The following is a 26,742-nucleotide window of genomic DNA, read 5'->3' as shown; positions in this document are numbered from 1 at the left end:
TGCGCGTTTTGCGGCGCTCTATGCGAGAATGCAGTTAACTGACGCAACGGGCGGCGGCGATTTCCACAACCGGAGCGCCGGCAAGGTGAAGGAAGGGTGAATTCCGCCCCGGCCTTGCCTCCCCCCGGCGATTGTCTGCACTATATCGTGCTCCAGCGGAGGCAGCCATGATGAAACGATCCCTCGTCGCCCTCGGGCTTCTTTTCCTGACATCGGCCGGGGCACCCGCCCAGCAGGCCTCCGACGCCTTCGCGCCCGAACGGGCGACCGGCCTTGCGGCGGCCAAGGTCGCCACCGCGAAGACCCATATGGTGGCGGCCGCGCACCCGCTTGCGGCCGAGGCCGGCGAAAGGATCCTCGCGGATGGCGGCAGCGCGATCGACGCCATGATCGCCGTCCAGACCGTGCTCGGCCTCGTCGAGCCGCAATCCTCCGGCCTCGGCGGCGGCGCCTTCCTCGTCTACTACGACGCCGGGACCGGGCGCCTCACCACGCTCGACGGCCGCGAGACGGCGCCGATGGAGGCGACGCCCAAGCTCTTCCTCGACGACAAGGGCGCGCCGATGCAGTTCTTCGACGCCGTCGTCGGCGGGCGCTCCGTCGGCACGCCCGGCACCGTCATGCTGATGCAGGAGGCGCACAACCGCTGGGGCCGCAAGCCCTGGAAGGACCTCTTCGCCCCGGCCGAAAAACTCGCCCGCGACGGCTTTGCCGTCTCCCCGCGCCTTGCCGGCCTGATCGCCGCCGAAGGGGACCGGCTGAAGGCCTTCGAGGCGACCACCGCCTATTTCTTCGGCGCGGACGGCGCGCCGCTGAAGGCCGGCACCATCCTCAGGAACCCGGCCTATGCCGAGACGCTGTCGGCCATCGCCGGCGGCGGCGCGCCGGCCTTCTATACCGGCACCATCGCCCAGGGGATCGTCGACACGGTGCGCAGCTCGGGCAGCAATGCCGGCGTGCTCTCGCTCGCCGACCTTCAGAACTACCAGGTGAAGGAGCGCCGGCCGGTCTGCATCGCCTATCGGGCGCTCGACATCTGCGGCATGGGGCCGCCCTCCTCCGGCGCGGTCGCCGTCGGCCAGATGCTCGGCATGCTGGAAAATTTCGACCTCAAGGCGCTCGGCAGGGACAATCCGGAAAGCTGGCGGCTGATCGGCGACGCCCAGCGCCTCGCCTTCGCCGACCGCGAACGCTACCTTGCGGACACGGATTTCGTGCCTGCGCCCATCAAGGGGCTCCTCGACAAAACCTATCTCGGCGAGCGGGCAAAACTGCTCGACGGCGACAAGGCGCTCGCCGGCGATGGCGTGGCAGCGGGCAGGCCGGAATGGGACCACGCCTTCAATTTCGGTCGGGATGCCGCGCTCGAACTGCCCTCCACCAGCCATTTCGTCATTGTCGACAAGGCGGGCAATGTCGTCTCCATGACGACCACCATCGAGAACGGCTTCGGTTCGCGGCTGATGACCGGCGGTTTCCTGCTCAACAACGAGCTCACCGACTTCTCCTTCAAGACCCATGACGAGGGCCTGCCCGTCGCCAACCGGGTGGAGCCCGGCAAGCGCCCCCGCTCCTCCATGTCGCCGACCATCGTCATGAAGGACGGCAAGCCCGTTCTGGCCATCGGCTCGCCCGGCGGCAGCCAGATCATCGGCTATGTCGCCCAGGCGCTGATCGCCCATATCGACTGGGGCATGGATGTCGGCGCGGTCGTCTCGATGCCGCATCTCGTCAACCGCTTCGGCCCCTACGACCTCGAAGCCGGAACGGACGCGGAAAAGCTCGCCGAACCGCTGAAGGCCCTCGGCTACGAGGTGAAGCTGAGCGAAATGAACTCCGGCCTGCACGCCATCGCCATCTCCGCCGACGGCCTCACCGGCGCTGCCGATCCGCGGCGGGAGGGGATTGCGGTCGGGAAATAGGGTCAGACGAGGCGGACAGGTCCGCCATAGTCGGCAACGCGTACATCCGCCGTCAGCAACAGCAGGCCCTCATGTTTCGCCTGCGCGATGAGGATGCGGTCGAAAGGATCGCGGTGCAGGTGCGGCAGGTCCGCCACGGCGATGGCGTGGCCGGCGATGATCGGCAACTCGATGTAACCGTTATCGACCAGGCCGCGCCGCAGCCGCGCGGCGTCCGCCTGGAAATCCCCGCGGCCGAGGCTCGATTTGATGACCACTTCCCAGAGGCTCGCGACGCTGAAATAGAGGACGTTTTCCGGATCCGCCATAAGCGCCGTCGCGGCCTCGCTGAGGCGCTCCGGGCTCGACGCGGCCCAGAGCAGGAGGTGCGTATCGATGAGGAGTTTCATTCTTCACCGGAAAACTGCCGGGCGATCTCATCCTCGCCCATCCGGTCGAAATCGTCGGGAACCGTCAACTCCCCGCGCAGAAAGCCGAAACGGCTCGTCTTGCCCTCCCCCACCGGTTCGAGCGGCACGACTTTGACCATCGGCTTTCCCGCCTTGGCGATGACGAAACTCTCCCCCTTCGCCGCCTGCTCGACCAAGCGTGAAAGGTTGGTCTTCGCATCATGGATGTTGACCGTACGCATCGCCTTCCCTATGGACTTAGTCCGATAAACTTAGTCCATTGCTTTGGATAAATCAAATTCCGGTTTCACCCGACGCCGGTATGCGCTACCCATCGATCATGACGACGACACACTTCCCCTTCCTCTCCATCGATCCCGCCAGCCGCCGCGTCTCGCTCGACGGCCGCAATCCCGATTTCTACCGCGATCCGAACCCGGTTTACGCGGCGCTGCATGCGCACTGTCCCACCTTCTGGTGGGAAGAGCAGAAGATGTGGTACTTCACCGGCTACGACCATGTGAACGGCCTCCTGCGCGACCGCCGCTTCGGCCGGCAGATCCTGCATGTGGCGACGCGCGAGGAGCTTGGCCTGCCGGAGCCGCAGCCGCACCTGACGCATTTCGACGCCGCCGAAGCCTGGTCGCTGCTGGAGCTGGAGCCGCCGGAACACACGCGGCTGCGCACCCTCGTCAATCGCGCCTTCGTCTCGCGCATGATCGAGAAGCTGACGCCGGAGATTTCCGCGCTCTGCCACGAGGCGATCGACCGGTTCGAGAAGGACGGGAAGGTCGAACTGCTCACCGCCTTCGCCGACATCCTGCCGGTGACGATGATCGCCCGCATGATCGGCATTCCCGACGAGATGGGGCCGCAGCTCCTGAAATGGTCGCATGCCTATGTGCGCATGTACATGTTCGGCCGCACCCACGCGGACGAGATAGCGGCCGACAGGGCGGCCGAGGAATTCTCCGCCTATGTCCGCGGCGTCATCGCCGAGCGCCGGGCGGACCCGCGCGACGACCTGCTCTCGCACATGGTGCATACGGAGCACCGCGGCCAGCTCCTGACCGAGGACGAGCTGATATCCACGACCATCGTGCTGCTCAATGCCGGCCACGAGGCGACGGTGCACCAGATCGGCAATGCCGTGCGCACCATCCTGGAAAACGGCGCCGATCCTTCCGTGCTCTTCGCCGACGGGAAGGCGACGGAGCGCACGGTCGAGGAATGCCTGCGCATCTCCGCGCCGGTGCACATCTTCGACCGTTTCGCGCTGGAGGATGTCGAACTCGACGGCATCCATTTCCGCAGGGGCGACAAGGTGGCGATGATCCTCGCGGCCGCCAATCTCGACCCGAGGAAATTCACCGATCCCCTCGTCTTCAAGCCGGACCGCAACGAGGGCGCCAACCTCTCCTTCGGCGCCGGCATCCACTTCTGCATCGGCGCGCCGCTCGCAAGGCTGGAGCTCAACATCGCCCTGCCGATCCTCTTCCAGCGCCTGCCGGGACTAAGAATGGCGCAGAAGCCCGTGGTGAAGGATGTCTACCACTTCCACGGGCTGGAGGCGCTGGAGCTGGAATGGTGAGGCGCTGAGTGGCACACGATAACAATCTCGTCCTCATCGGCGCAATCTTCGTCGCGGTCTATCTGCTCGTTCCCCTCGCCACGCTCGCTTCCGGCTTTCTGAGGTCGCGCGGCGATGAGTGGACGTTCCCGGCGCTCGTGGCCGCCAGTGTCGCACTTTGGGTATTGTTCACGACATCCATGGGTCTGGACAATTTAGCATCGGGTCTTTCTTTACCGTACCTCGGCCTGGTTGTTCTGACGTCGGTCGGCGGCGGCACGCTACGCTTCTTTCTATCTTCCTCTGGTAGCGAGCCATCCTGGGTTGGCAGCATGCTGCTGGGCTTCGCTATTGGCGTTCCGTTACCCCTCACCGGGCTCGGGCAAGTGGGCCTTTTTGCCCAACCGCCACATACAGCCGTCACCATTGTTCTGGTCTGTTTGACTGGCTTCCTGCTCTATCAAGCGTGTTCAGGACGCAGCAGACTACGATTGAGGCAGCCGTTCGACACGTACGGCTTCATATGCTTCTCGCTCGCAGGGACGCTGGGCATCGCGACTATCTTGGCCAATTTTTTCCCTCTACAGGCGGCATCCTAGCCCCTGCATAAGATTGGGGCTCACCCGCCGCCCGATTTGACAAAAGCCTTGCGGGCGAAATCCTAGATGCGGATGACGTAGTCCTTGCGAGTCGTTTCAACGACTTCCCAGGTTCCCTTGAAGCCGGGTCTCAGGATCAGGCGGTCGCCGGCCTTCAGGTGCGTCGTCTCGCCATTTTCCGAAACCACGATCGAGCGCCCTTCCAGGATGTGGAAATACTCCCACTCGTCGTACTGGATGCGCCATTTTCCCGGCGTCGACTGCCAGATGCCGGCATAGATGCCGCCATCGGCCTCCTCGATGTTCCAGGTGGTGAAGACCGGATCGCCCGCGATCAGCCGGTCGGCGGCCGGGCGGCCCGTCTCGGGCGCGATGCCCGCAATGTCGAAATCGCGTATCTTGGTCATAAGGCTGTCCGTTCCTTCCTGAGCCAGATGCCCCTCATCCGGCTGCCGCCGCCTTCTCCCCGCAAGCGGGGCGAAGGCGATGATGCACCGGTTTCCTCAACCAATGCAGACAACGAACGGGAAAGCGCTCCGCGTGTTTCCTTCTCCCCGCCTGCGGGGAGAAGGGGCCGGCAGGCCGGATGAGGGGCAATCCCGTTTATGCCTTGGCCCGTCTATGCCCTGGCCCGTCTATGCCTTGGCCCGTCTATGCCTTGGCCCGTCTATGCCCTGGCCCGTCTATGCCTTGGCCAGCGCCTGCTCGATATCCGCGATGATGTCGGCGACGTCCTCGATGCCGATCGACAGGCGCACGACGTCGGGGCCTGCGCCGGCGGCGACCTGCTGCTCCTCGCTGAGCTGGCGATGGGTGGTGGAGGCCGGGTGGATGACGAGGGAGCGCGTGTCGCCGATATTGGCGAGATGCGAGAGCATTTCCAGGCCCTCGACGAAGCGCTTGCCCGATTCGTAGCCGCCCTTGAGGCCGAAGGTGAAGACGGCGCCGGCGCCCTTGGGCGAATAGCGCTGCTGGGTGGCATGGTTCGGATCGTCCTCCAGGCCCGCATAGGTGACCCAGGAGATCTTGTCGTGGCCCTTCAGCCACTTGGCGACGGCGAGCGCGTTGTCGCAATGGCGCTGCATCCTCAGCGGCAGGGTTTCGATGCCGGTCAAGATCTGGAAGGCGTTGAAGGGCGAGATGGCGGGGCCGAAATCGCGCAGGCCGAGAACGCGGCAGGCGATGGCGAAGGCGAAGTTGCCGAAGGTGGCATGCAGCACGATGCCGGCATATTCCGGCCGCGGCTCGGACAGCATCGGATACTTGCCGGAGGCCGTCCAGTCGAAGGTGCCGCCGTCGACGATGACGCCGCCCATGGAGTTGCCATGGCCGCCCATGAACTTGGTCAGCGAATGCACGACGATGTCGGCGCCGTGCTCCAGCGGGCGCACGAGATAGGGCGTCGCCATGGTGTTGTCGACGATGAGCGGCAGGCCGTGGCGATGGGCGATCTCGGCAATGCCGGCGATATCGACGAAGGTGCCTCCGGGGTTTGCCAGGCTCTCGATGAAGATCGCCTTGGTCTTGTCGTCGATCTGGCTTTCGAAGGAGGAGAGGTCGGCCGTATCGGCCCAGCGCACATGCCAGTCGAAGCTCTTGAAGGCATGGCCGAACTGGTTGATCGAGCCGCCATAGAGCCGGCGCGCGGCGATGAAATTGTCGCCCGGGCGCATGATCGTGTGGAAGACGAGGAGCTGGGCGGCATGGCCCGAGGCGACGGCGAGCGCCGCCGTGCCGCCTTCCAGCGCCGCGACGCGCTCTTCCAGCACCGCCTGGGTCGGGTTCATGATGCGGGTGTAGATGTTGCCGAAGGCCTGGAGGCCGAAGAGCGAGGCGGCATGGTCCGTGTCGTTGAACACAAAGCTCGTGGTCTGGTAGATCGGCGTCGCGCGCGCGCCCGTCGTCGGGTCCGGCTGGGCGCCGGCGTGGATGGCGAGCGTTGCAAATCCGGGCTTGTTCTGCGTCATGAAATGGCCTCCCTGGCTAAAGTCGGGCGCACTATTTCAGAGTGGTAAGAGCCGGTCAAAGAAAGATTTTCCGGAAAAAGGCACAGGCGCGGCAACAGACGTTTTGCCGCCTGAAAACCTCAGGCGACGAGGCGGGGATATTCGATCGCCGGGCAGCGATCCATGACCACCTTGATGCCGGCAGCCTCCGCCTTTGCCGCCGCCGCGTCATGGCGCACCGAGAGCTGGCCCCAGATGACCCTGGGCAACGGGTTCAGCGCCAGCACCTCCTCGACGACCGACGGGAGCGCATCCGCCGCGCGGAAGACATCGACCATGTCGATGGGTTCGACGATATCGGCTAGACGGGCGACGACCGGCTGACCGAGGATCTCCTTGCCGGCCTGGCCGGGATTGACCGGGATGACCCGATAGCCCTTGCGCAGCAGGAAGGCCATCACCCGGTGGCTGGGGCGCTCCGGATTGGGCGAGGCGCCGACGAGCGCGATGAGCTTGGTCGAGCGCAGGATGTCGGCGATGTAATAGTCCGGATAGGAATCGTGGTTCATGCGGCTACCCCGTTTTGCTGCCGGAGAATTGGGGTAACGTTGCGTGAAGTCAATATGCGCGGCGCTCAGGAGGCCTTGAGCATCAGCACCGGATATTCCGTCACCGGGCAGCGATCCATGACCACCTGGATGCCGGCGGCCTCCGCCCGTGCGGCGGCGGCATCGTCGCGCACCGTGAACTGGCCCCAGAGCACGGCGGGAAGCGGATCGAGCGCCAGCACCTCGTCGACGACGGCACCGAACTGGCTTGCCGCGCGAAAGACGTCGACCATGTCGATCGGCTCGGCGATATCGGCAAGATGCGCGTAGACCTTCTGGCCGAGGATGGTCTTTCCGGCATGGCCGGGATTGACGGGAATGACGCGATAGCCCTTGCCGAGTAGGAAGCCCATGACGCCATGGCTCGGCCGCGCATCGTTCGGCGAGGCGCCGAGCACGGCGATCGTGTGCACGGATTTGAGAATGTGGCGGATGTAGCTGTCGGGATAGTGATCGTGGTTCATCGCTGCCTCCTCCGGCGTTCGCGACCGTCTCTCACATGTCTTCCTGACTTCCAGGCTAGCGCAGAACCTTAAAGAAGACGACCGCACCGGGGCCGGCATTCGCGCGCCGATTGTGCCATTGCGGATCAGCTTCGGTCATTTTGCCGCCGCCAGGGCGCATTTTGCCGAAAATCCTGCCGGTATCCCGATTGCAAATCAGCGAAATTGCGCCGATGAAGGACCACGCTCCTCCCCCAATGGCCTGCCCCTTCGAGGTCCCGGATTGCCGCTAGACATTCTTTTTCTCGTGCTGTTCGGCGCGGCTCTTCATGCCGTCTGGAATGCCCTCGTCAAATCCGGCACGGACAAGTCGCTCGACGCGGCCATGGTCTCGCTCGGCGGCGGCATGATCGGCCTTGCCTTCCTGCCGTTCGTGCCCATGCCCGATCCGGCGGCCTGGCCCTTCGTGCTCACCTCGGCCGTCCTGCAATTCGCCTATTTCCAGCTCGTCGCCGCCGCGTACCGGGCCGGCGATATCGGCCTCGTCTATCCGCTGATGCGGGGCGCCGCGCCCCTTCTTGTCGCCATGACGAGCGGCCTCGTCCTGGGGGAGCACCTGACACCGGGCGCAATGGCCGGCGTGCTGGTCATTTCCGTCGGCGTGCTGACGCTCGCCTTCGAATCGCGTCATGGCAGCCGCCGGGCCATCGCCTATGCACTGGCGAACGCCGCCGTCATCGCCACCTATACCTTCGTCGACGGCGCCGGCGCGCGCGTTTCCGGCAATGCAGTTTCCTACACGCTGTGGATGTCGTTGCTGCCGCCGGTGCTGCTCTTCGGCTGGGCGGTCGCGCGGCGCGGCAGCAGGCCGGTCTGGACGCATGTGCGCCGCAACTGGGTGCGCGGCCTCCTTGGCGGCGCCGGCTCCATCGCCTCCTACGGCCTCGCCCTCTGGGCCATGACCAAGGCGCCGGTCGCCACCGTCGCCGCGCTGCGCGAAACCGCCATCCTCTTCGCCCTCCTCATCTCGGTCTTCATCCTCAAGGAGAAGGCCAGCATCTGGCGCTACATCGCCAGTGCCGTGATCGCGGCAGGCGTGTTGGTGCTGAAGCTGGCTTGAGGATTGAAATCCCCGCCCGCAGAGTGTATGTACGTATTATTGTACAGAGGACACCAGCATGAAGGTCGTCAGCCTTTCCGAACTGCGCGCGAACATTGCCAAGCACTTCGACAGCGTCGAGGCCGACCGGGACGAACTGATCGTCACGCGGCAGAACCGCGAGCCGATGGTTGTCATGTCGCTCGCCGATTTCGAGAGCTGGAAGGAAACGATGTACCTTACCGCCGGCCCGGCGAACCGCGCGCATCTGCTGCGCTCGATCCAATCGCTCGATGCGGGCAAGGGCGAGACAAGAACGCTCGACGAGCTGACCGTCACCGGCGAATGAAGATCTGCTTTTCTCCCGAAGCCTGGGCCGATTTCACCTATTGGGTCGAAACGGACCGCAAGACCGCGGAGAAGATCGTCGGCCTGATCAAGGAATGCCGGCGGGAACCGTTTTCCGGCCTCGGCAAGCCCGAGCCGCTGCGCGGGGAGCTGAAAGGCTTCTGGTCACGCCGGATCACGCACGAGCACCGACTGGTCTACCGCGTGACCGGCAGCGGCCAGGCCCAGATGCTGGAAATCGCCGCCTGCCGCTACCACTACGGCTGAAGGGCTATTTCCACTCCGGCATGCGCTTTGCGAGGAATGCGCCGATCCCCTCCTTCGCGTCATCGACCAGCATGTTGTCGACCATCGTCGCGACGGCGATGTCATAGGCTTCGGCAAGCGGCAGGCCGGCCTGGGCGCGGAAGGCGGCCTTGCCGATGCGCAACGCCTGCGGCGACTTGGAGGCGATGACGGCGGCATATTTGTCGACGACCTGGCGCAGGTACTGCTGCGGCACGATGCGGTTGACGAGGCCGAAATCCTTGGCGGTGGAGGCGTCGATGGTCTCGCCCGTGAGCAGCATCTCCATCGCCTGCTTGGGATGGGCGGCGCGGGTGACGGCGACCATCGGCGTCGAGCAGAACAGGCCGATATTGACGCCCGGCGTGCAGAAGGCGGAGGTGTCGGTGCAGATGGCAAGGTCGCAGCTGGCGACGAGCTGGCAGCCGGCGGCCGTGGCGAGCCCGTCGATCTCGGCGACGACCGGCTGCGGCAGCGCGGCGATCTTCAGCATGATATCCGCCGCCATGCGCATGGTCTTCTCGAAGAAGGCACGCCCGCCGTCCGCATCGCCGCGGCGGGCGGTCATCTCCTTGAGGTCGTGGCCGGCGGAAAACACCTTTCCGGTCGAGGCGAGCACGACGACGCGGATGGCCTCGTCGCCCGCGGCCGCATCGAGCGCCTCGCCGAGCGCCTCCATGACGGCGATGGAGAGAACATTGGCCGGCGGGTTGTTGAGCGTGATCCTGAGGATCGGCTCATGCCGTTCGATGCGCACCAGCCCGGCCGGCTCCTCTTTCCTGAACGACACCACATCCGCCATGATCGCCTCCCTTGTGAGCTTTCCACAGCGTCCTACGCTTCACCGCACCCCGTTTCAAGTTGGGCGACATAGACTTTGAGAGGGCTTGCCCCTCGGCGCAAATCGGTCTGTAAACGCCTGGCAGGCGGAGGAGAAAACCATGACCCTGACCCCCATCATGGACCGGGACGCCCTGAACCGGTTCCTCGAAACCGATTTTCCGCAGATCCATACGGATGGAAAGGTTTTCGACGTGACCGAGGTGGGGCCAGGCACGGTCGTCATGCGGCTCGCGCCGAACGAGCGGCATCTGCGCCCCGGCGGCACGGTCTCCGGCCCCACCCTGTTCGCGCTGGCCGATGTCGCGGCCTATTGCGTGGTGCTGGCGCATATCGGCCCCGTGGCGCTCGCCGTCACCACCAATCTCAACATCAACTTCCTGCGCAAACCGGAACCCGGCCCCCTCACCTGCACCTGCCGGCTGCTCAAGCTCGGCAAGCGGCTGGCGGTGATCGAGGCGTCGATTTTCGGCGAGGATGCCGCGGATCTGGTGGCGCATGCCACCGCGACCTATTCGATTCCGCCGCGGTAACTTGTGGTATCGAAATACCTCTTCTATAACATATTGTTTTTGCTTATTTATCTTTGACGACACCCGAGTGGAGCCCCTTGACGTCCCGTCGGCTCTCGCTTATAAGCCGCTCCAGATCGCGGTCCCCACGGGCCGCGTTCGATTTTTGGCACCCGCAAGGGGCCAAACCAAGCAACAAGAAACGCCCGTCGCCTCAAAACCTCGGGATCGAAAAAGAAAGACATCTCCCATGGCAACCTTCGTACAGAAGCCCGCCGAGGTAGAAAAGAAGTGGATCCTCATCGACGCCGAAGGCCTCGTTGTCGGTCGCCTCGCTACCCTCATCGCCAACCGCCTGCGCGGCAAGCACAAGGCAACCTTCACGCCCCACGTCGATGACGGCGACAACGTCATCGTCATCAACGCCGAGAAGGTCGTCTTCACCGGCAAGAAGTACTCCGACAAGAAGTACTACTGGCACACCGGTTACCCGGGCGGCATCAAGGAGCGTACGGCTCGCCAGATCATCGAAGGCCGCTTCCCGGAGCGCGTCCTCGAAAAGGCCGTCGAACGCATGGTTCCGCGTGGCCCGCTCGGCCGTCGCCAGATGAAGAACCTGCGCGTCTACGCCGGCGCCAACCACCCGCATGAAGCCCAGCAGCCCGTCGCCCTCGACGTCGCCAAGCTGAACAGCAAGAACACAAGGAGCGCCTGATAATGGCCGACCTCTCCTCGCTCAAGGACCTCGGCGTCGCTGCTGCAGCTCCGGCCGCTTCCGCCCCGGTTCACGTCAAGAAGGTTGACGCCCAGGGCCGTTCCTACGCCACCGGCAAGCGCAAGGACGCTGTCGCCCGCGTGTGGGTCAAGCCGGGCTCCGGCAAGATCACCGTCAACGGCAAGTCGTTCGAAGCCTATTTCGCACGCCCGGTCCTGCAGATGATCCTGCAGCAGCCGATCGTCGCGGCGGCCCGTGACGGCCAGTTCGACATCGACGCCACCGTCGCCGGCGGCGGCCTTTCCGGCCAGGCCGGTGCCGTTCGTCACGGCATCTCCAAGGCGCTGACCTACTTCGAGCCGGGCCTGCGCTCGGTCCTCAAGAAGGGCGGCTTCCTGACCCGCGACTCGCGCGTCGTCGAACGCAAGAAGTACGGCAAGGCCAAGGCCCGCCGTTCGTTCCAGTTCTCCAAGCGTTGATCGCTCGGACGACATGCTCTTCAGGAAAGGCCGGGGTTCGCCCCGGCCTTTTCGTTTTCTGGATGATGCGCCCCGGCGCCATCGAACGCCTTTCACCATATCTTTCGTTTTCCTGCGCCCAAAATTCCCTTGCCTTCAGGATCGCGATTGGCGAACGTCCCGCCACATTCGGAGGGATCATTCATGGCCAACAAGACGATCGACCATGCCATCACGGCGAGGACGCTGAAGAGCGCCGCCTCGGACCCGACCCATGCGGGCATCCTCTCCTTCATGCGCCGGCGCTATACGAAAATCCTGAAGGATGTCGACGCGGTCGTCTGGGGCATTCCCTTCGATGCCGCGACCTCCAACCGGCCCGGCACGCGCTTCGGGCCGCAGGCCATCCGCCGCGCCTCGGCGATCATGGACAACGACCCGCAATATCCCTTCGAGCGCGACCTCTTCGCGGACATGGCCGTCATCGACTACGGCGACTGCCTGCTCGACTACGGCAACCACCAGAAGACGCCCGGCACGATCGAGCGCGAGGCGAGGAAGATCCTCAAATCCGACGCCTACATGCTGACGCTCGGCGGCGACCATTTCATCACGCTGCCGCTCCTGCGCGCCCATGCGGAAAAATACGGCCCCCTCTCCCTCGTGCAGTTCGACGCCCACCAGGATACCTGGGCGGACGAGAAGGGCCGCATCGACCACGGCTCCTTCGTCGGCACGGCGGTGCGCGAGGGGCTGATCGATCCCGAGACCTCGATCCAGATCGGCATCCGCACCCATGCGCCGGAGGATTGCGGCATCCGCATCCTCTACGGCTATGACGTGGAGGAGATGACCGCCGGCGAGATCGCCGATGCGATCGTCCACCATATCGGGGACGGGGCGACCTACCTCACCTTCGATATCGACTGCCTCGACCCGGCCTTCGCGCCCGGCACCGGCACGCCCGTCTCCGGCGGTCCGTCGAGCGCGAAAATCCTGTCGGTCCTGCGCAAGCTCGGTGCGCTGAACATCGTCGGATCGGATGTGGTCGAGGTCGCGCCGGCCTATGACCATGCGGACATCACGGCCATCGCCGGTTCCAATATCGCCATGTACATGCTGGGGCTTCACGCCGCAAAACTGGCCGAGCGGCGCTGACGGCGCCGCATTGAATGCGGCGGGCCGAGGAGTTATATCGGGCCGGAAATTCTCTTTCCCGCACGTTCGGACGCAAGGCCGCGGCAGGGTCTTGCCGGAATTGAGGCAGGCTTCTCACAGGATTGGATTGCAGATGAAACCGAAGATCTTCATCGATGGCGAACACGGCACGACGGGCCTGCAGATCCGCACGCGCATGGCCGGCCGCGACGATGTCGAGCTCCTCTCGATCCCCGAGGCCGAGCGCCGCAATGCCAGGCTGCGCGAGGACCTCCTGAACAGTGCCGACGTCGCCATCCTCTGCCTGCCCGACGATGCGGCGAAGGAGGCCGTCGCCATGGTCGCCGCTAACAATTCCGTCCGCATCATCGACACCTCGACGGCGCATCGCGTCAACCCGGACTGGGCCTATGGCTTTGCCGAGATGGATCGCGAACAGCCGAAGAAGATCGCCGCTGCCCGCTATGTCGCCAATCCCGGCTGCTACCCGACGGGCGCGATCGGGCTGCTGCGCCCGCTCCGCCTTGCCGGCCTGCTGCCGGAGGACTATCCGGTCACGGTCAACGCCGTTTCGGGCTACACCGGCGGCGGCAAGCAGATGATCGCGCAGATGGAGGATGCAGGCCATCCGGATCCCATCGATGCGCCGCACTTCCTCTACGGCCTCACGCTCAAGCACAAGCATGTGCCGGAAATGCAGGTGCACGGCCTGCTTTCCCGCGCGCCCCTCTTCTCGCCCTCCGTCGGAAAGTTCCCGCAGGGCATGATCGTGCAGGTGCCGCTCTATCTTGCGGACCTCAACGACCACGCCTCGCTCGGCTCGATCCACGAGGCGCTGGCCGCGCATTATGCCGGCCAGGACATCGTCGAGGTGGTGGACCTCAAGGAAAGCGCCAACCTCGCCCGCGTCAACGCCGTTGAGCTGGCCGATACGGACCGCATGAAGCTCTACGTCTTCGGCACCGCCGGCGCGCCGCATGTCAACCTCGTCGCCCTGCTCGACAATCTCGGCAAGGGCGCATCGGGCGCCGCCGTGCAGAACATGAACCTGATGCTGAAGGCATGAGTTCGCCTCAGGCAAGCGCGGAGCGTATATCCGTCAGGCCGAAATCGTTGCCCTTGAACAGCAAGGGCTCGTCGAGAGCCTTTGCGAGCGCGTAGGAAAAGCAGTCGCCGATATTCAGGCCGGCCGGATGCCTCCCCTTGCCATAGGCACGAAAGCCGGCAATGGCGAGATTGACCTGGGCGCCATCGACCGAGACGGTCTCGGCGCTCACCGCATCCAGCAGCGCCTCCAACGCGGCACGCCCCTCTTCGCCCTTTCGTCCTTCGACCACACAGGTGACTTCGACGCGTGTGACGGCGGAAATCAGGCATCGCCCGCCAGTTGCCAGCACCTCCTCGAAGATCGCCGCGTCATCTTCCTGGAACAGCACGGCCGCGAGCGCCGAGGTGTCGATGACCATCACCAGAGCCCGTCGTCATCATAGCCCACGATGTCGTCCGCGGACCGGCCGTCCCTGTCGGGCAGCGCCGCGCAGGCGGCACCGATCGCATGCAGGCGGCGTTTCAGGTCGGACGGCTGGCCGCGGCGGCGGCGTTCCCGTTCGAGGCGCTCGGCAAGCGCCTTGCGGATCGCCGTCGTCAGGCTCTCACCGGTCAAGGCGGCCACTTCGCGGGCGAGCCGATCCGTTTCCGCATCCTTCAGGCTGAGTGCCATGGCACACCTCTTCTATAAAACGCTCAGGATTATATAAGAGGTGACGCTTCAAGTCACGACCGTTCCATTTCCCCGTAGAACCCGCGCCAATGGGCGACCGCGAAGCCGAGCACGACCAGCGCTCCGCCCTGGTGGGCCAGCGCCCAGCCGAGCGGGACCTGCCAGAGGAGCGTGAGGATGCCGATCGTCGCCTGGAGACAGACGAGGCCGAACAGCACGAGGGCGCGGCGGGCATGCGTCGTTTCGGGGGCGGCGCGCAGCGAGGCGATCATGTGAATGGCGACGAGCGCGAAGAGCACGTAGGCGCCGATGCGGTGGACGAACTGCACCGTCTTCGGGTTCTCGAAAAGGTTGATCCACCAGGGCTGCTGCACGAAGAGGCCATCCGGCACGACGGCGCCGTCCATCAGCGGCCAGGTGTTGTAGGTGAGGCCGGCGTCGAGGCCGGCGACGAGGGCGCCGAGATAGATCTGGAAGATCGCCATGCAGGCGATGATGCCGGCCATCCGGCGGGAACCGTCCGTCGGCGCGGCGTCGTCGCCGTGCGGCGAAAGCGCCCGCATCAGCCATGTCGTCCAGGCAAAGATCAGACAGGCGATGGTAAGGTGCGTGGCGAGCCGGTACTGGCTGACGGAAACCCGCTCGGCAAGGCCGGATGTGACCATCCACCAGCCGATGAACCCCTGGAAACCGCCGAGCGCCAGAAGGCCGACGAGCGGCCAGCGCAGCTTCTTCTCGATCCGGCCGGTCAGCCAGAAGAAGGCGAGCGGCACGGCGAAGACGAAGCCGATGGAGCGGGCGATCAGCCGGTGGGCCCATTCCCACCAGAAGATCGTCTTGAACTCCTCGACGGTCATGTCCTTGTTGATCTGCTGATATTGCGGAATGCGCTTGTAGAGGTCGAACTCCTCCTGCCACTCCTTGTCGCCGATCGGCGGGATGACGCCGTGGATCGGCTTCCATTCGGTGATGGAAAGGCCGGATTCGGTGAGCCGCGTCGCGCCGCCCACCAGCACCAGCACGAACAGCGTGAACAGCACGAAGCCGAGCCACCGGCGCACCTGGCGGCGGTTGCGGTCGGTCCTGTCCGTGTCACTGTGGCTGCGGTATGCGGTCGCGGTCGTGGCGCTCATCGTCTCGGCTCCTGTTCCGGAGCGGCGGGCGGCCCGCCATTCCGGTTCCTTTCTCGCGTCCTTCCGGCAAAACCGCGCGCGCGGCTTCAGCCGGAACGACTGTGGCGTTGATTTGCCTGACCGGCCCGTGCAAAACAAGGCCCGAACCTTTGCGGCATGCCGTCGCGCCATTTTGCCGCTACCGAAGTGAAAGACTGCCCATGCCCCCTCGCCTCAGAAAACTGGTCGGCACGATCCTGATCATCATCCTCGTGCTCGTCTATGCGCTGGTCGCGACCACCGTCGCCGCCGCCACACTCGGGCAATCGCCATGGTACATCCACCTTCTCTACTTCACCGTGACCGGCCTTTTGTGGATCCTGCCGGCAATGCTGATCATCAAGTGGATGGAAAAGCCGGGCAAGCCGCGCGACGAATAGGCTATGCCTGAAGATGGGCGGCAAGGCCGGCGGGATAAAGCTCCACGCCGGCCGGCAGCGCGAGCGGATAGAACCAGCGTGCCGTCCAGAGCGAGCGGTCATGCTCGACGAGCGTGATCTCGGGCCGGCGATAGAGGCTTTCGTCGAGCAGGTAGATGTTCGCGACGAAAATGAACTCGTGGCCCTGCGCGCCCTCATGCCAGTAGAGGTTCTCGAAGGTCGTCCACGGGCCGTCTATGGCGATCTCGCAGCCGAACTCCTCGCGGAACTCGCGGGCGAGCGCCTCCTCTCGCGTTTCGCCGAACTCGATGGAGCCGCCGGGCGGGCGCACACCCTTGACCGTGCCGTCGTCGCGCGTCACTTCCGCCGCCAGCAGCCGGCCGCCGTGCCAGGCAAGGCCCAGCACCTTCACATGGATTTTCTGCGGCGGCCGCCAGGTCTGCATGGGTCCCTCCTGCCGGCGGGGTGCATCACCCGCCGCTCTCGTTATCGACTTGCTAACCGCGCTGGCCGATTTCCCGGGGCATACGGGCCGGCGCCAGCGGATTTAAACCAATTGCGCAGGCCTGACGCCTATTGTGTCGCTGCGGCAACCGAATGCACGAAGGCCAGGCCATGGGAGCGATGCAACTCCATTTCCAGATCATGCCGTCCGAACGCGACCGCGCACGCGGCGGTCTGGCGCCGGCGGCCGGCGACGACCATACCCGCTCGACGCTGCCGCTGTCGATCCGCCTGCACGAGCGGATGGAACCGCTGGAGGCCTGCTGGCGGGCACTCGAAACGGACAACCCGCTTTCGCTCCACCAGAGCTACGACTGGTGCCGCGCCTGGGCGGAAAGCCATGCCTGCCGGCTGCTGATCGTCGAGGGCCTTTCCGGCGGGCGCACGCATCTCCTGCTGCCGTTCGAAATCGTGCGCCGCGGGCCGATCCGCATCGCCCGCTTCCTCGCCGCCCCGTTCAGCAACATCAATACGGGTCTCTATTCGCGGGATTTCCGCGCCCTTGCCGCCCCGCCACGCCTCCGGCAGGCACTGGACACGGTGCGGGGGCAGCTTGCCCGCCACTGCGACATCTTCCTGCTTGAGAACATGCCGCTGGACTGGCGTGCCGAGGCGAGCCCCTTTTCCGATCTTCCTGCGGTGCTAAACCAGAATTCCGCCTTCCAGATCGAACTCTTCCCCGATTTCGAGCGCACGCTGGCGCAGGTCAACGCCCGCCGCCGCCGCAAGAAGTTCCGCTCCTCCGAGCGCCGCCTGATGGCGCTTGGCGGCTACGAATACGTCATCGCCGAGGCCGGCAGGGAGAGCCGGGCGCTGCTGGAAACCTTCTTCCAGCAGAAGGCCGCACGTTTCGACGCCATGGGCCTGCCCGACGTCTTTCGCGACGAGGACACGCGGGATTTCTTCCGCCGGCTGGTGTCGGTGCCCGAGGCGGACGGCAGCTATCCGCTGCAACTCCATGCCGTGCGCCTCAAGGGTGGGAACGACGGCCGGATCGCCGCCATTGCCGGCCTGTCGCGCAAGGGCGACCATGTGATCTGCCAGTTCGGCTCGATCGACGACACGATCGCCGCGGATGCCAGCCCCGGTGAATTCCTGTTCTACCTTGCCATCCGGAAACTGTGCGGCGAGGGCGTGCGCCTGTTCGACTTCGGCATCGGCGACCAGCCCTACAAGCGCTCCTGGTGCACGATCGAGACGCGGCAGCACGACCTGCTCTGGCCGACGACGGTTGCCGGGGCGACGGTTGCCGCGCTGCACCGGGCCAAGACCGGCACGAAACGCCTCATAAAGCAGAACCCGCAGGTCTACGCCTTCCTGCAGCGCCTGCGCTCCGGCAAGACGGCACGCCCGCGCGCGGATGGCGCGGACGACGCGGACTGATCCGCCCTATGCCGCCCGGCGGCCCGGATAGCGCGGCGGCTCGCCCCCCTCGCCCGTCATCAGCATGACCTCGCTGTAGCCGGCCGCGCCGAAGGCGTCGATCATCTCGACGATCTCGTCCTCGTCGGCGCCCGGAAGGGAGAGGATGATATCGGTCTCCTGGTCGCGCGTCAGGCGCCGCACGCCCTCCACGTCGGCCGGGCCGCATTCCACGATCACCGTGTCATAGGCATCGGCAAGCGAGGAGATGACCATCGCCAGCCGGTCGATGCCGCGCATGGCGCGCTTGATGTTCGCATTGCCGCGCGGAACGACGTGCGCCCCGGACAACCGGTCGCCATGGATGATGTCGCCGAAGACGGCGTCGCCGACGAGGAGATCGGTGATGCCGGGCATATGGGCGGACTGCGCCATCAGGCGCGTCGGGCAGGCCGAGCCGGTCAGGTCGATGATCAGCGTCTTGCGATGTTCCTCCGCGATGCGGCGGGCCAGCATGACGGTGGCGGTGGAACCACGGTCGCCGGAGGGCGAGACGGAGATCGCGACCGAGACGTTGTTCTCGACCATGTACCGGGCAACGGCGGCAATGGAGAATTCCGCCTCCTCCTCCCCGGGGTCGGCCGTATCGAGCAGCGAAGCGGGTGAGCCCGCCTCTGTCTCCTGCTCCTCCTCGTCCTCGTCGGGCGCGATGTCGGCCAGCAGGGATTTTGCCGGCGCGCGGACGTCGCGGACCGGGCCATGGTCGAGGCGCGCGACCGGATCGCGGTGCAAGGCGGGGGTTTTGTGGATGACCGGTTCCTCCGCAGGAAGGTCCGCCTCGACCTCGTCCTCGACGGCCTCCTCCTCGCGCCGCGCCGGGACCGCAGCGGCAGCGCCCACCGGCTTCAGCGCGCGGCCGCTGAAGAGTTCGGCCAGCAGGATGGCGATCGCGCTCAGCATGAAGCCGGCAAGACCGCCGACGATGGTGATCGGCACGACCTTCGGGAAGGCCACCTCCGTCGGCTCGACGGCGGCCGAAATGATGCGGGCATCGGCCGGCGTGGAGCTGCTGTCGGTGCGCGAGGTGGCCTCGCGGTAGCGGGCGAGATAGGTTTCGAGCAGCTGGCGCTGGGCGGTCGCCTCGCGCTCCAGCGCCTTGAGGCCGACTTCGTCCTCGCCGGCGCGCGCGCTGTTCGCCTTCACCGTGTTGAGCTGCTGCAGAAGCTGGGTTTCGCGCAGCTGGGCGGTGCGGGCCTCGTTTTCGAGGCTCGACAGGATCTTCTGCGTCTCCGCCTTGATCTGCCCGCGGATGCCGGCAAGCTGCGAGCGCAGGCCCTTGAGGCGCGGGTGGCCGTCGAGCAGCGAGGTGGAGAGATCGGAGATCTGGCCCTGGATCTGCGCCTCGCTTTCCTTCAGCCGCTGGATCATCTGCGAGCCGACGACGTCGCTCAGCGTGTCCGGCGCGCCGCCGGTCTTGAGCACGGTGCGCACGCTTTCGGCCCGCGCTTCCGCATTGGCGCGCTCGCCGCGCACGCGGGCAAGTTCCGTCGAGATGTCCGTGAGCTGGCGCACGGCAAAGGTGGAGTTCTCGCCGGTCGGCAGGAGATCGGATTGCGAGCGGTATTCGGCGACCTTCTGCTCGGCCTCGCGCACCTTCTCGCGCAGGTTGGCGATCTCCGGCTCCAGCCAGCGCGTCGCCTCGGAATTGGTGTCGAGCTTCGCCCCGCTCTGCAGCGAGAGATAGACCTTCGCCATCTCGTTGGGGATCTCGGCGGCAAGGCGCGGGTCCTTGGAGGAGAACTCGATGCCGATGACGCGCGAGCGCTCCACCTGGTAGACGACGAGCTTGCTGTTGAACTCCTTCAGCACGCGCTCCTCCGGCTCGAGGTCGAGCGGGCTCTTCTTCAGGCCGAAGAGGACGAGCAGGTCGGAAATGGCCGAGGGCTTCGCGGCCGGATCGAACTCCTCCAGCTCATAGAGCTTCATGTTGCGCGCGACCTGCTTGATAAGGTCGGCGGACCGCAGGAGCTGAACCTGGCTGGCGATGCCGAGTTCGTCCAGGGCCGGCTGCTGCTCGCGGCCCTGCGCGCGGTCGGTGCCCGTCGTGAAGGCCGGCTCGCGCGTTTCGATGAGCAGGCGGGCCTCGCTCTTGTAGCGCGGCGTGACGAGGCTGGCGCCGGCAAAGGCAATGCCCGCGCAGGCGACGGTGGCAAGCAGCACGCGCATGCGGTTGCGCCAGATCGCGCCGAAAAGGCCGCCAAGATCGATATCGACATCCTGCTGGCTGTGCGCGCCCGACATATCCCAACTCCAAACACCACGAATTTCGCGCAGGGTAAACAAACATGGTAACGCAAGGGTTAATCGCCGGCGGCCGCCCCGTCCCTTCCCTCGGGCCGCGCCCCGCGAAAAAACCGCCTTGCCCGACCGATCCCGCCCATGCCTTTACCGGCTATTAACCCTAACGGATCGATAACGGGGGCCAGACTTCTGATTCCGGGATTGGGTAAAGCGAATGGCATTCGCAACAATCAACAAGGGCATGCTGCTTGCGCTGGCACTCGTCGTGCCGGCCGTTGCGGGCTGCAGCGGCTACCGCCCCGCCCCAAAGGCGTTTCATGAGGCGACCATCCAGCCCTACCGCCTCGACAGCGGCGACCGGCTGCGCATCACCGTCTTCGAACAGGCCGGCCTCAGCAATACCTATTCGATCGACCAGGCCGGCTACGTCGCCTTTCCGCTCATCGGCGCGGTGCCGGCGCGCGGCCAGACGATCCAGGAACTGGAAAGCATCATCGCGACGAAGCTGAGGCAGGGATATCTGCGCGATCCGGACGTCTCCATCGAGGTCGACCGCTACCGCGCGATCTACGTGATGGGCGAAGTGGGCCAGGCCGGGCAGTACAGCTATGTCGCCGGCATGACGATCCAGAACGCCATTGCGTTGGCCGGCGGCTTCTCGCCGCGCGCCAACCAGGGCGATGTCGACGTCACCCGCAAGATCAACGGCAAGATCCTCACGGGCCGTGTCTCCATTTCCGATCCGGTGCTGGCCGGCGACACCATCTATGTCCGCGAACGGCTGTTCTAAGCAAGATGGCGGACGATGGGCCTCTGCGCATCATTCACTGCTTCCGCTCACCCATCGGGGGAATCTTCCGCCATGTGCGCGATCTTGCCGAGTTCCACGCGAAGGCGGGCCACGACGTCGGCATCGTCTGCGACAGTCTCACCGGCAGTTCCTATGAGGATGGCCTCTTCGATGAAATCCGCCCCTATCTCTCGCTCGGCCTCGTGCGCCTGCCGATCAGCCGGTCGGTCAGCCCGCGCGACGTCGGCGCTTTCTGGAGCAGCTATCACGAGATAAGAAGTTTGCAGCCGGATGTCCTGCACGGGCACGGCGCCAAGGGCGGCGCCATTGCCCGGCTCATCGGCTCAGCCCTGCGGGTCAACAGGTATCGCGTAGCCCGCCTCTATTCGCCGCATGGCGGCAGCCTGCACTACGATCGCCGCACCGCGACGGGCATGGCGATCCTGACCGCCGAGCGCCTGCTGGAAAGGCGCGGCGATGCGCTCGTCTTCGTCTGCGACTACGAGCGCGAGGCCTACGCCGCCCGCGTCGGCCGGCCGCGCGTCAGGGCCGAACGCATCTACAACGGCATCCACGACCGCGACTTCGCACCCGTCTATTCCCGCGAGGATGCCGTCGATTTCCTCTATATCGGCATGCTGCGCGACCTGAAGGGACCGGATGTCTTCGTCGAGGCCTTCGCCCGTACGGAACGCCGGATCGGCCGTCCGCTTTCCGCCCTGATGATCGGCGACGGGCCGGACAAGGCGAAATACGAGGACATGATGCTGCGCATGGGCCTTGGCCGGCGCATCGGCATGCTGCCCGCCATGAAGGCGCACGACGCCTTCGCGCTGACGCGCAACGTCATCGTGCCCTCGCGCGCCGAGGCCATGCCCTATATCGTGCTGGAGGCGCTCGCCGCGCGAAAGCCGGTCATCGCGACCCGCGTCGGCGGCATTCCGGAAGTGCTCGGCCGAAAGAGCATCGCCCTGACGGAACCGGGCGATCCCGACGGGCTCGCCGCCCTGATGGCCCAGGCGATCACCGACGAAGACTGGCCGCGCAAGGTGATGCCGGAGCCGGCCGGCTTCAAGGCGGCCTTCTCCGCCTCCGTCATGTCCAACGCCCTGCTCGACCTGTATCGCGACATCCTTGTCCGGCAGGCTGGAGGAAATCGGCACAGCACCTGACGCTACGGCAGCGACAACGTAAACGTTTCTTAGGGGCTTCGTGCTATTTCCAGGACGAAGCCCCCACAGGTGCGTGCCATGAACCATGTCGACAAACCCGTCTCCTTCGATCCGGATGCGCTGAGGCGCAAGGTGTCCGAAATATCGGTCGCCGCACCCGGCGAAACCCAGGATGCCGGCAAGACCGTCGACCTTAATCCGCTCGCCCGCAGGATCGCCACGCAATTCAGCGTCGACACCTATTCCCCGAGCATGATCATCGGCCTCCTGCGCCTTCTCGAATTCGGCGCGCTGCTGGCGCTCGGCTACAGCATCCACGCGCTCTATGTCAGCAGCATGGGCCTGCCCTTCCTCTACCTCCTCGTCATCGTCGGCGGGGCGGCGATCGGCGTCCTGATCCTTCAGCTCGCCGATGCCTATCAGGTTCCGGCCTTGCGCTCGCCCTGGCGCATGACGCCGCGCATCCTCGCCGCCTGGGCGCTCGCCTTCGGCGCGATGGCGCTCATCGTCTTCTTCTTCAAGTCCGGCGAGCACTATTCCCGCGTCTGGTTCGCCTCCTGGTTCGCGGCGGGCGCGCTCTACCTCGTCATCGAGCGGCAGGTGATCGCCTATTCGATCCGCCGCTGGGCGCGCAACGGCACCATGGAACGCCGCGCCGTCATCGTCGGCGGCGGCGAGCCGGCCAAGGAGCTCATCCGCGCGCTCGAGCACCAGCCGGAGAACGACATCCGCATCTGCGGCATCTTCGACGACCGCGACGAGCGCCGCTCGCCCGCGATCATCGCCGGCTACCCGAAGCTCGGCAATGTCGCCGAGCTCGTCGAGTTCGCGCGCCTCGCCCGCATCGACATGCTGATCATCTCGCTGCCGCTCTCGGCCGAGGCGCGCATCCTCGCGCTGCTCAAGAAGCTCTGGGTGCTGCCGGTCGACATCCGCCTTGCCGCCCATTCCAAGGGCCTGCGCTTCCGTCCGCGCAGCTATTCGCAGGTCGGCAGCCTGCCGATGCTCGACATCTTCGACAAGCCGATCGCCGACTGGGACAATGTCGCCAAGCGCCTCTTCGACGTCTTCTTCAGCGTCGTCGCGATCCTCCTGCTCTGGCCGGTGATGCTCGGCGCCGCCATCGCGGTCAAGCTCTCCTCGCCGGGTCCCGTCATCTTCAAGCAGAAGCGCCACGGCTTCAACAACGAGATCATCGAGGTCTACAAGTTCCGCTCGATGTACACACATCTCGCTGACCCGACGGCAAAGGCCGCCGTGACGAAGGGCGACCCGCGCGTCACCCGCGTCGGCCGGTTCCTGCGCAAATCCTCGATCGACGAGCTGCCGCAGTTCTTCAACGTCCTGAGGGGCGACCTCTCCCTCGTCGGCCCGCGCCCGCACGCCATCCAGGCGCAGTCGAACGACCGCAAATATGTCGATGTCATCGAAAGCTACTTCGCCCGCCACCGGGTAAAGCCCGGCGTGACCGGCTGGGCGCAGATCAACGGCTGGCGCGGCGAGATCGACCATGACGACAAGATCCGCTTCCGCACGGAATTCGACCTCTACTACATCGAGAACTGGTCGCTCTGGCTGGACCTGAAGATCCTCGTCCTGACGCCCTTCCGCCTGCTCAACACGGAAAACGCCTATTGAGCGACGCGGCCCTCCCCCATGCCGCGCCGTTCCGGCCGCAGCTGGCGGCCCTCGGCGTCGTCGGCTCGCTGCTGGTGGCGGTCGGGGTGTTCCTGTCCGGCTTCGTCATCAGCGAACCGGCGCCCTATGAGCTCTTCATGGCCGGCCTCATCGGCCTGTGGGCGATCGTGGGCCTGCGCATCTCGCGGGGCATCGCCCCGCTGCTCGTGCTGCTCGTCCTGTTCAATATCGGCGGCATGCTCTCGCTGACGGTGCTGGACGACCTCTCGGCCGGGCCGATGTACATTGCCGTCTCGCTGTTCCTGGCGCTCTCCAGCGTCTTCTTCGCCGCCATCGTCGAGGCGAGGCCGGCGCGGCTGGAGCTGATCTTCCGCGCCTGGGTGGCCGGGGCGCTCATCACCGCCTCGCTCGGCATCCTCGGTTATTTCCACGCCTTTCCCGGCGCCGAGGTCTTCACGCTCTACGACCGCGCCAAGGGCGCCTTCCAGGACCCGAACGTCTTCGGCCCCTTCCTCGTCGGCCCCTCGCTCTACCTGCTGTACGGCCTGCTCTCCGGCCGCATCCTCGGCGCGCCGCTCAAGGTCGCCGGCGTGCTGGTCCTGGCGCTCGGCATCTTCCTCTCCTTCTCGCGCGCCGCCTGGGGGCTCTATCTCGTCTGCGTCGTGGCGCTCGTCTTCGTCATGCTGCTGAAGGAGCGCACCGGGGCGTTCCGCCTGAAGATCCTCATCCTCAGCCTCTCGGCCGCCGGCCTGATGGTCGTGGCGCTCGTCGTCGCGCTGCAATTCGACAAGGTGGCGAACCTCTTCTCCAGCCGCACCCAGCTCGTGCAGGACTATGACGGCGGCCATCTCGGCCGCTTCGAGCGCCACCGCATCGGCTTCCTCATGGCGATGGAGAAGCCGCTCGGCATCGGCCCGATGGAATTCAGCAAGATGTTTCCAGAGGACGAGCACAATATCTGGCTGAAATCGCTGACCACCTACGGCTGGCTCGGTTTCCTCTCCTATCTCGCCCTGATCCTCTGGACGCTTTCCGCCGGCTTCAAGGCGCTTCTGCGCAACCGGCCGTGGCAACCCTTCCTGATGATCTCCTACATCACCATCGTCGGCCACACCGCGATCGGCTTCGTCATCGACACGGATCACTGGCGGCATTTCTACCTGCTGCTCGGGATCGTCTGGGGATGCCTTGCCCTCGAGAAGCGCCACAACCGGCAGATCGCCCCGGACTGACCCTACCATGAGCAGAAAACAGGACAGGGCCCTGCGCCAGATGCGCCTCCTGGAGGTGCTGGAGACCGGCGGCGGCGGATCCGGCCGGCACTTCATCGACCTGTGCCGCGGCCTCACGGCCCGCGGCCATGCCGTGCACGCCATCTATTCGCCGCTGCGGGCGGAAGCGCGCTTCGTCGAGGAACTGCAGGCACTCGGTCTTGCCGGCCTGCACGCCGTCGCCATGACACGTGCGCCCGGCCCGTCCGATGTCGGCGCCTGGCGCGCGATCCGCGCCGTCATGCGCGGCGCCGGCCCCTTCGACATCATCCATGCCCACAGCTCGAAGGCCGGTGCGCTGGCGCGCCTGCGCCTGCCCGGCCGCCACATCCCGCGGGTCTACACGCCGCACGCCTTCTACACCATGGATCCCGGCCTCGGCGCGCTCGGCCGCACGGTCTACGGCGCGATCGAGAAGCTGCTCGCCCGCGCCCTCACCGATCGCGTCATCTGCGTCTCGGCCGACGAATATGCCCATGCCCGCGCGCTCGGCATGCCGCGCGAAAAGCTGTCGATCGTCGTCAACGGCGTTAAAACGCCGCCCGCCGATTCCCGGGCCTCCGTGCGGCAGGCGCTCGGCATCCCCATGGAGGCGCTGCTCTTCGGCTTCGTCGGCCGGCTCTGCCGCCAGAAGGCGCCGGAGCGCCTGGTGGCGGCCTTCGCGCAGGTCGCCGAACGCGTGCCGCACGCCCATCTCCTGGTGATCGGCAGCGGCGACATGGAGGCGGAGGTGCGCCGGCAGGTCGAAGCGAGCGGCCAGGGCGCGCGCATCCACCTCACCACGGGCTTTACCGGCGTGGAGGCGATGGCGGCCATCGACGTGCTCACCATGCCGAGCCGCTACGAGGCCATGTCCTATGTGATGCTGGAGGGCGCCGCCGCCGGCAGGCCGCTGATCCTTACCGATGTCGGCGGTGTTTCCATGGTGCTGAAGGACGGCGAGAACGGGATTCTGGTGGAAAACGATGACGATCCGACGCGCCTCGCCGAGGCCATGCTGCGCCTCAGCGATCCCGGTCACCTCGCCCGCAACACCGCCGCCGCCCTCACCCGCGCCCGCAGCCCCGACTACAGCCTCGACCGCATGGTCTGTGAAACGGAAGCGATCTACCGCGGCCTGATCGCCTGAAGTAAAAGACCGCCGCTCTTTCGGAACGGCGGTCTTCGATGATGAACCGTCTTCTCTCCAGCGCGGCGTGTTAACGCCTGATCGCCCGCGCCAGCGCGATGAGAATGCAGGCACCGATGAAGCCCGCGATCAGATAGCCGATCCAGCCGCCGAGCGAGACGCCGATCAGGCCGAGCAAGAGGTTCGCCACCGCCGCCCCGACGATGCCGAGCACGATGTTCATCAGCACGCCCATATTGCTCTTCATGAACATTTCGGCGAGCCAGCCCGCAATACCGCCGATGATGATGGCCGCAATCCAGCCGACACCTGCATCTTCCATTTCCGTCTCCTCACGCTGCCGATATCACCGGCAAACGAGGCCGGCCGTGGAAAACGCAGGCGAAGCCACAAGGTTCCCGTCGGAACCAG

At 65.8% G+C, this 26,742-nt stretch carries 31 protein-coding genes; 18 read left to right on the top strand and 13 right to left on the bottom strand.

Features of this window, described 5'->3' with window-relative positions; genetic code table 11:
- Positions 1-170: 170 nt before the first annotated feature.
- Positions 171-1,922 carry a gamma-glutamyltransferase gene (gene ggt, locus AABF56_RS04555; protein WP_272807437.1) on the top strand — a complete coding sequence of 584 codons (1,752 nt, stop codon included), beginning with the start codon at positions 171-173 and terminating at the stop codon, positions 1,920-1,922.
- Positions 1,923-1,924: 2 nt separating this feature from the next.
- Here ggt and AABF56_RS04550 read toward each other — a convergent pair whose 3' ends face one another.
- Positions 1,925-2,311 (bottom strand): type II toxin-antitoxin system VapC family toxin, encoded by a 387-nt coding sequence (locus AABF56_RS04550; protein ID WP_272805072.1) that lies wholly within the window; start codon positions 2,309-2,311, stop codon positions 1,925-1,927.
- Positions 2,308-2,553: a type II toxin-antitoxin system Phd/YefM family antitoxin gene (locus AABF56_RS04545; protein WP_244766006.1), complete on the bottom strand. Its 246-nt coding sequence runs from the start codon at positions 2,551-2,553 to the stop codon at positions 2,308-2,310. The genes AABF56_RS04550 and AABF56_RS04545 overlap by 4 nt, the downstream gene beginning before the upstream one ends.
- Before the next feature lie 80 nt (positions 2,554-2,633).
- Here AABF56_RS04545 and AABF56_RS04540 point away from each other — a divergent pair, with 80 nt between their 5' ends.
- A complete protein-coding gene (locus AABF56_RS04540; RefSeq protein ID WP_443021091.1) occupies positions 2,634-3,902 on the top strand; it encodes a cytochrome P450 in 1,269 nt (422 codons plus the stop codon).
- 8 nt (positions 3,903-3,910) lie between these two features.
- Positions 3,911-4,480 (top strand): hypothetical protein, encoded by a 570-nt coding sequence (locus AABF56_RS04535; protein ID WP_272805071.1) that lies wholly within the window; start codon positions 3,911-3,913, stop codon positions 4,478-4,480.
- A gap of 62 nt (positions 4,481-4,542) precedes the next feature.
- Here AABF56_RS04535 and AABF56_RS04530 read toward each other — a convergent pair whose 3' ends face one another.
- The 4 genes from AABF56_RS04530 to AABF56_RS04515 form a co-directional block, all read right to left on the bottom strand.
- The gene (locus AABF56_RS04530; protein WP_272805070.1) at positions 4,543-4,887 is read right to left on the bottom strand and encodes a cupin domain-containing protein; all 345 of its coding nucleotides are present in this window, start codon (positions 4,885-4,887) and stop codon (positions 4,543-4,545) included.
- Positions 4,888-5,163: 276 nt separating this feature from the next.
- Positions 5,164-6,447: an O-acetylhomoserine aminocarboxypropyltransferase gene (locus AABF56_RS04525; protein ID WP_244765860.1), complete on the bottom strand. Its 1,284-nt coding sequence runs from the start codon at positions 6,445-6,447 to the stop codon at positions 5,164-5,166.
- Between the two features lie 119 nt (positions 6,448-6,566).
- Positions 6,567-6,995 (bottom strand): CoA-binding protein, encoded by a 429-nt coding sequence (locus AABF56_RS04520; protein ID WP_244765861.1) that lies wholly within the window; start codon positions 6,993-6,995, stop codon positions 6,567-6,569.
- Between the two features lie 65 nt (positions 6,996-7,060).
- Positions 7,061-7,498 (bottom strand): CoA-binding protein, encoded by a 438-nt coding sequence (locus AABF56_RS04515; RefSeq protein ID WP_244765862.1) that lies wholly within the window; start codon positions 7,496-7,498, stop codon positions 7,061-7,063.
- 262 nt (positions 7,499-7,760) lie between these two features.
- Between AABF56_RS04515 and AABF56_RS04510 the strand changes: the two genes are divergently transcribed.
- From AABF56_RS04510 to AABF56_RS04500, 3 genes are read left to right on the top strand one after another with little or no spacing between them, the layout of a single operon-like run.
- Positions 7,761-8,597, top strand: coding sequence for an EamA family transporter (locus AABF56_RS04510; protein ID WP_272805069.1), 837 nt, complete (start codon positions 7,761-7,763; stop codon positions 8,595-8,597).
- 58 nt (positions 8,598-8,655) lie between these two features.
- Positions 8,656-8,925, top strand: a complete 270-nt coding sequence (locus AABF56_RS04505; RefSeq protein WP_244765864.1) for a type II toxin-antitoxin system Phd/YefM family antitoxin — start codon at positions 8,656-8,658, stop codon at positions 8,923-8,925.
- Positions 8,922-9,191, top strand: a complete 270-nt coding sequence (locus AABF56_RS04500) for a Txe/YoeB family addiction module toxin (RefSeq protein WP_272805068.1) — start codon at positions 8,922-8,924, stop codon at positions 9,189-9,191. Before AABF56_RS04505 ends, AABF56_RS04500 begins: the two co-directional genes overlap by 4 nt.
- Before the next feature lie 4 nt (positions 9,192-9,195).
- Here AABF56_RS04500 and AABF56_RS04495 read toward each other — a convergent pair whose 3' ends face one another.
- A complete protein-coding gene (locus AABF56_RS04495) occupies positions 9,196-10,011 on the bottom strand; it encodes an enoyl-CoA hydratase (RefSeq protein ID WP_272805067.1) in 816 nt (271 codons plus the stop codon).
- A gap of 139 nt (positions 10,012-10,150) precedes the next feature.
- On the opposite strand from AABF56_RS04495, the gene AABF56_RS04490 reads away from it, so the two are divergent.
- From AABF56_RS04490 to argC, 5 genes are all read left to right on the top strand, one after another.
- Entirely contained in the window at positions 10,151-10,582 is a 432-nt protein-coding gene (locus tag AABF56_RS04490) for a PaaI family thioesterase (protein WP_272805066.1), read from the top strand.
- Positions 10,583-10,811: 229 nt separating this feature from the next.
- The gene (rplM, locus tag AABF56_RS04485; RefSeq protein ID WP_064329732.1) at positions 10,812-11,276 is read left to right on the top strand and encodes a 50S ribosomal protein L13; all 465 of its coding nucleotides are present in this window, start codon (positions 10,812-10,814) and stop codon (positions 11,274-11,276) included.
- A gap of 2 nt (positions 11,277-11,278) precedes the next feature.
- Positions 11,279-11,755, top strand: coding sequence for a 30S ribosomal protein S9 (rpsI, locus tag AABF56_RS04480; RefSeq protein ID WP_023513728.1), 477 nt, complete (start codon positions 11,279-11,281; stop codon positions 11,753-11,755).
- A 183-nt stretch (positions 11,756-11,938) separates the two neighbouring features.
- Positions 11,939-12,892: an agmatinase gene (speB, locus tag AABF56_RS04475; RefSeq protein ID WP_272805065.1), complete on the top strand. Its 954-nt coding sequence runs from the start codon at positions 11,939-11,941 to the stop codon at positions 12,890-12,892.
- A 133-nt stretch (positions 12,893-13,025) separates the two neighbouring features.
- The gene (gene argC / locus AABF56_RS04470) at positions 13,026-13,958 is read left to right on the top strand and encodes an N-acetyl-gamma-glutamyl-phosphate reductase (RefSeq protein WP_272805064.1); all 933 of its coding nucleotides are present in this window, start codon (positions 13,026-13,028) and stop codon (positions 13,956-13,958) included.
- A 7-nt stretch (positions 13,959-13,965) separates the two neighbouring features.
- Here argC and AABF56_RS04465 read toward each other — a convergent pair whose 3' ends face one another.
- From AABF56_RS04465 to AABF56_RS04455, 3 genes are read right to left on the bottom strand one after another with little or no spacing between them, the layout of a single operon-like run.
- Positions 13,966-14,358 carry a type II toxin-antitoxin system VapC family toxin gene (locus tag AABF56_RS04465; RefSeq protein ID WP_272807435.1) on the bottom strand — a complete coding sequence of 131 codons (393 nt, stop codon included), beginning with the start codon at positions 14,356-14,358 and terminating at the stop codon, positions 13,966-13,968.
- Positions 14,358-14,612 carry a type II toxin-antitoxin system VapB family antitoxin gene (locus tag AABF56_RS04460; RefSeq protein WP_244765871.1) on the bottom strand — a complete coding sequence of 85 codons (255 nt, stop codon included), beginning with the start codon at positions 14,610-14,612 and terminating at the stop codon, positions 14,358-14,360. Before AABF56_RS04460 ends, AABF56_RS04465 begins: the two co-directional genes overlap by 1 nt.
- Positions 14,613-14,665: 53 nt before the next feature.
- A complete protein-coding gene (locus AABF56_RS04455; RefSeq protein ID WP_272805063.1) occupies positions 14,666-15,745 on the bottom strand; it encodes a COX15/CtaA family protein in 1,080 nt (359 codons plus the stop codon).
- Between the two features lie 200 nt (positions 15,746-15,945).
- Here AABF56_RS04455 and AABF56_RS04450 point away from each other — a divergent pair, with 200 nt between their 5' ends.
- A complete protein-coding gene (locus AABF56_RS04450; protein WP_272805062.1) occupies positions 15,946-16,164 on the top strand; it encodes a DUF2842 domain-containing protein in 219 nt (72 codons plus the stop codon).
- Between the two features lies 1 nt (position 16,165).
- Here the strand turns inward: AABF56_RS04450 and AABF56_RS04445 are convergent, their stop codons facing one another.
- A complete protein-coding gene (locus tag AABF56_RS04445) occupies positions 16,166-16,609 on the bottom strand; it encodes an NUDIX hydrolase (protein WP_272805061.1) in 444 nt (147 codons plus the stop codon).
- Between the two features lie 170 nt (positions 16,610-16,779).
- Between AABF56_RS04445 and AABF56_RS04440 the strand changes: the two genes are divergently transcribed.
- The gene (locus AABF56_RS04440; protein WP_272805060.1) at positions 16,780-18,051 is read left to right on the top strand and encodes a GNAT family N-acetyltransferase; all 1,272 of its coding nucleotides are present in this window, start codon (positions 16,780-16,782) and stop codon (positions 18,049-18,051) included.
- Between the two features lie 6 nt (positions 18,052-18,057).
- Here the strand turns inward: AABF56_RS04440 and AABF56_RS04435 are convergent, their stop codons facing one another.
- Positions 18,058-20,331: an exopolysaccharide transport family protein gene (locus AABF56_RS04435; protein WP_272805059.1), complete on the bottom strand. Its 2,274-nt coding sequence runs from the start codon at positions 20,329-20,331 to the stop codon at positions 18,058-18,060.
- Between the two features lie 214 nt (positions 20,332-20,545).
- On the opposite strand from AABF56_RS04435, the gene AABF56_RS04430 reads away from it, so the two are divergent.
- From AABF56_RS04430 to AABF56_RS04410, 5 genes are all read left to right on the top strand, one after another.
- Positions 20,546-21,121: a polysaccharide biosynthesis/export family protein gene (locus AABF56_RS04430; RefSeq protein WP_244765877.1), complete on the top strand. Its 576-nt coding sequence runs from the start codon at positions 20,546-20,548 to the stop codon at positions 21,119-21,121.
- 5 nt (positions 21,122-21,126) lie between these two features.
- On the top strand, positions 21,127-22,293 hold the full coding sequence (locus AABF56_RS04425; protein ID WP_272805058.1) for a glycosyltransferase family 4 protein: 1,167 nt from the start codon (positions 21,127-21,129) through the stop codon (positions 22,291-22,293).
- Between the two features lie 78 nt (positions 22,294-22,371).
- Positions 22,372-23,931 carry an undecaprenyl-phosphate glucose phosphotransferase gene (locus tag AABF56_RS04420; protein WP_272805057.1) on the top strand — a complete coding sequence of 520 codons (1,560 nt, stop codon included), beginning with the start codon at positions 22,372-22,374 and terminating at the stop codon, positions 23,929-23,931.
- Positions 23,928-25,163, top strand: coding sequence for an O-antigen ligase family protein (locus AABF56_RS04415; protein WP_272805056.1), 1,236 nt, complete (start codon positions 23,928-23,930; stop codon positions 25,161-25,163). The genes AABF56_RS04420 and AABF56_RS04415 overlap by 4 nt, the downstream gene beginning before the upstream one ends.
- Before the next feature lie 7 nt (positions 25,164-25,170).
- The gene (locus AABF56_RS04410; protein ID WP_272805055.1) at positions 25,171-26,331 is read left to right on the top strand and encodes a glycosyltransferase; all 1,161 of its coding nucleotides are present in this window, start codon (positions 25,171-25,173) and stop codon (positions 26,329-26,331) included.
- A gap of 70 nt (positions 26,332-26,401) precedes the next feature.
- On the opposite strand, the gene AABF56_RS04405 is transcribed toward AABF56_RS04410, so the two are convergent.
- The gene (locus AABF56_RS04405) at positions 26,402-26,653 is read right to left on the bottom strand and encodes a GlsB/YeaQ/YmgE family stress response membrane protein (protein ID WP_244765882.1); all 252 of its coding nucleotides are present in this window, start codon (positions 26,651-26,653) and stop codon (positions 26,402-26,404) included.
- Between the last annotated feature and the right edge of the window lie 89 nt (positions 26,654-26,742).

This window comes from Shinella sp. WSC3-e (assembly GCF_945994535.1).
Lineage (GTDB): Bacteria > Pseudomonadota > Alphaproteobacteria > Rhizobiales > Rhizobiaceae > Shinella > Shinella yambaruensis.
This window is presented reverse-complemented; position numbering and strand designations above follow the sequence as displayed.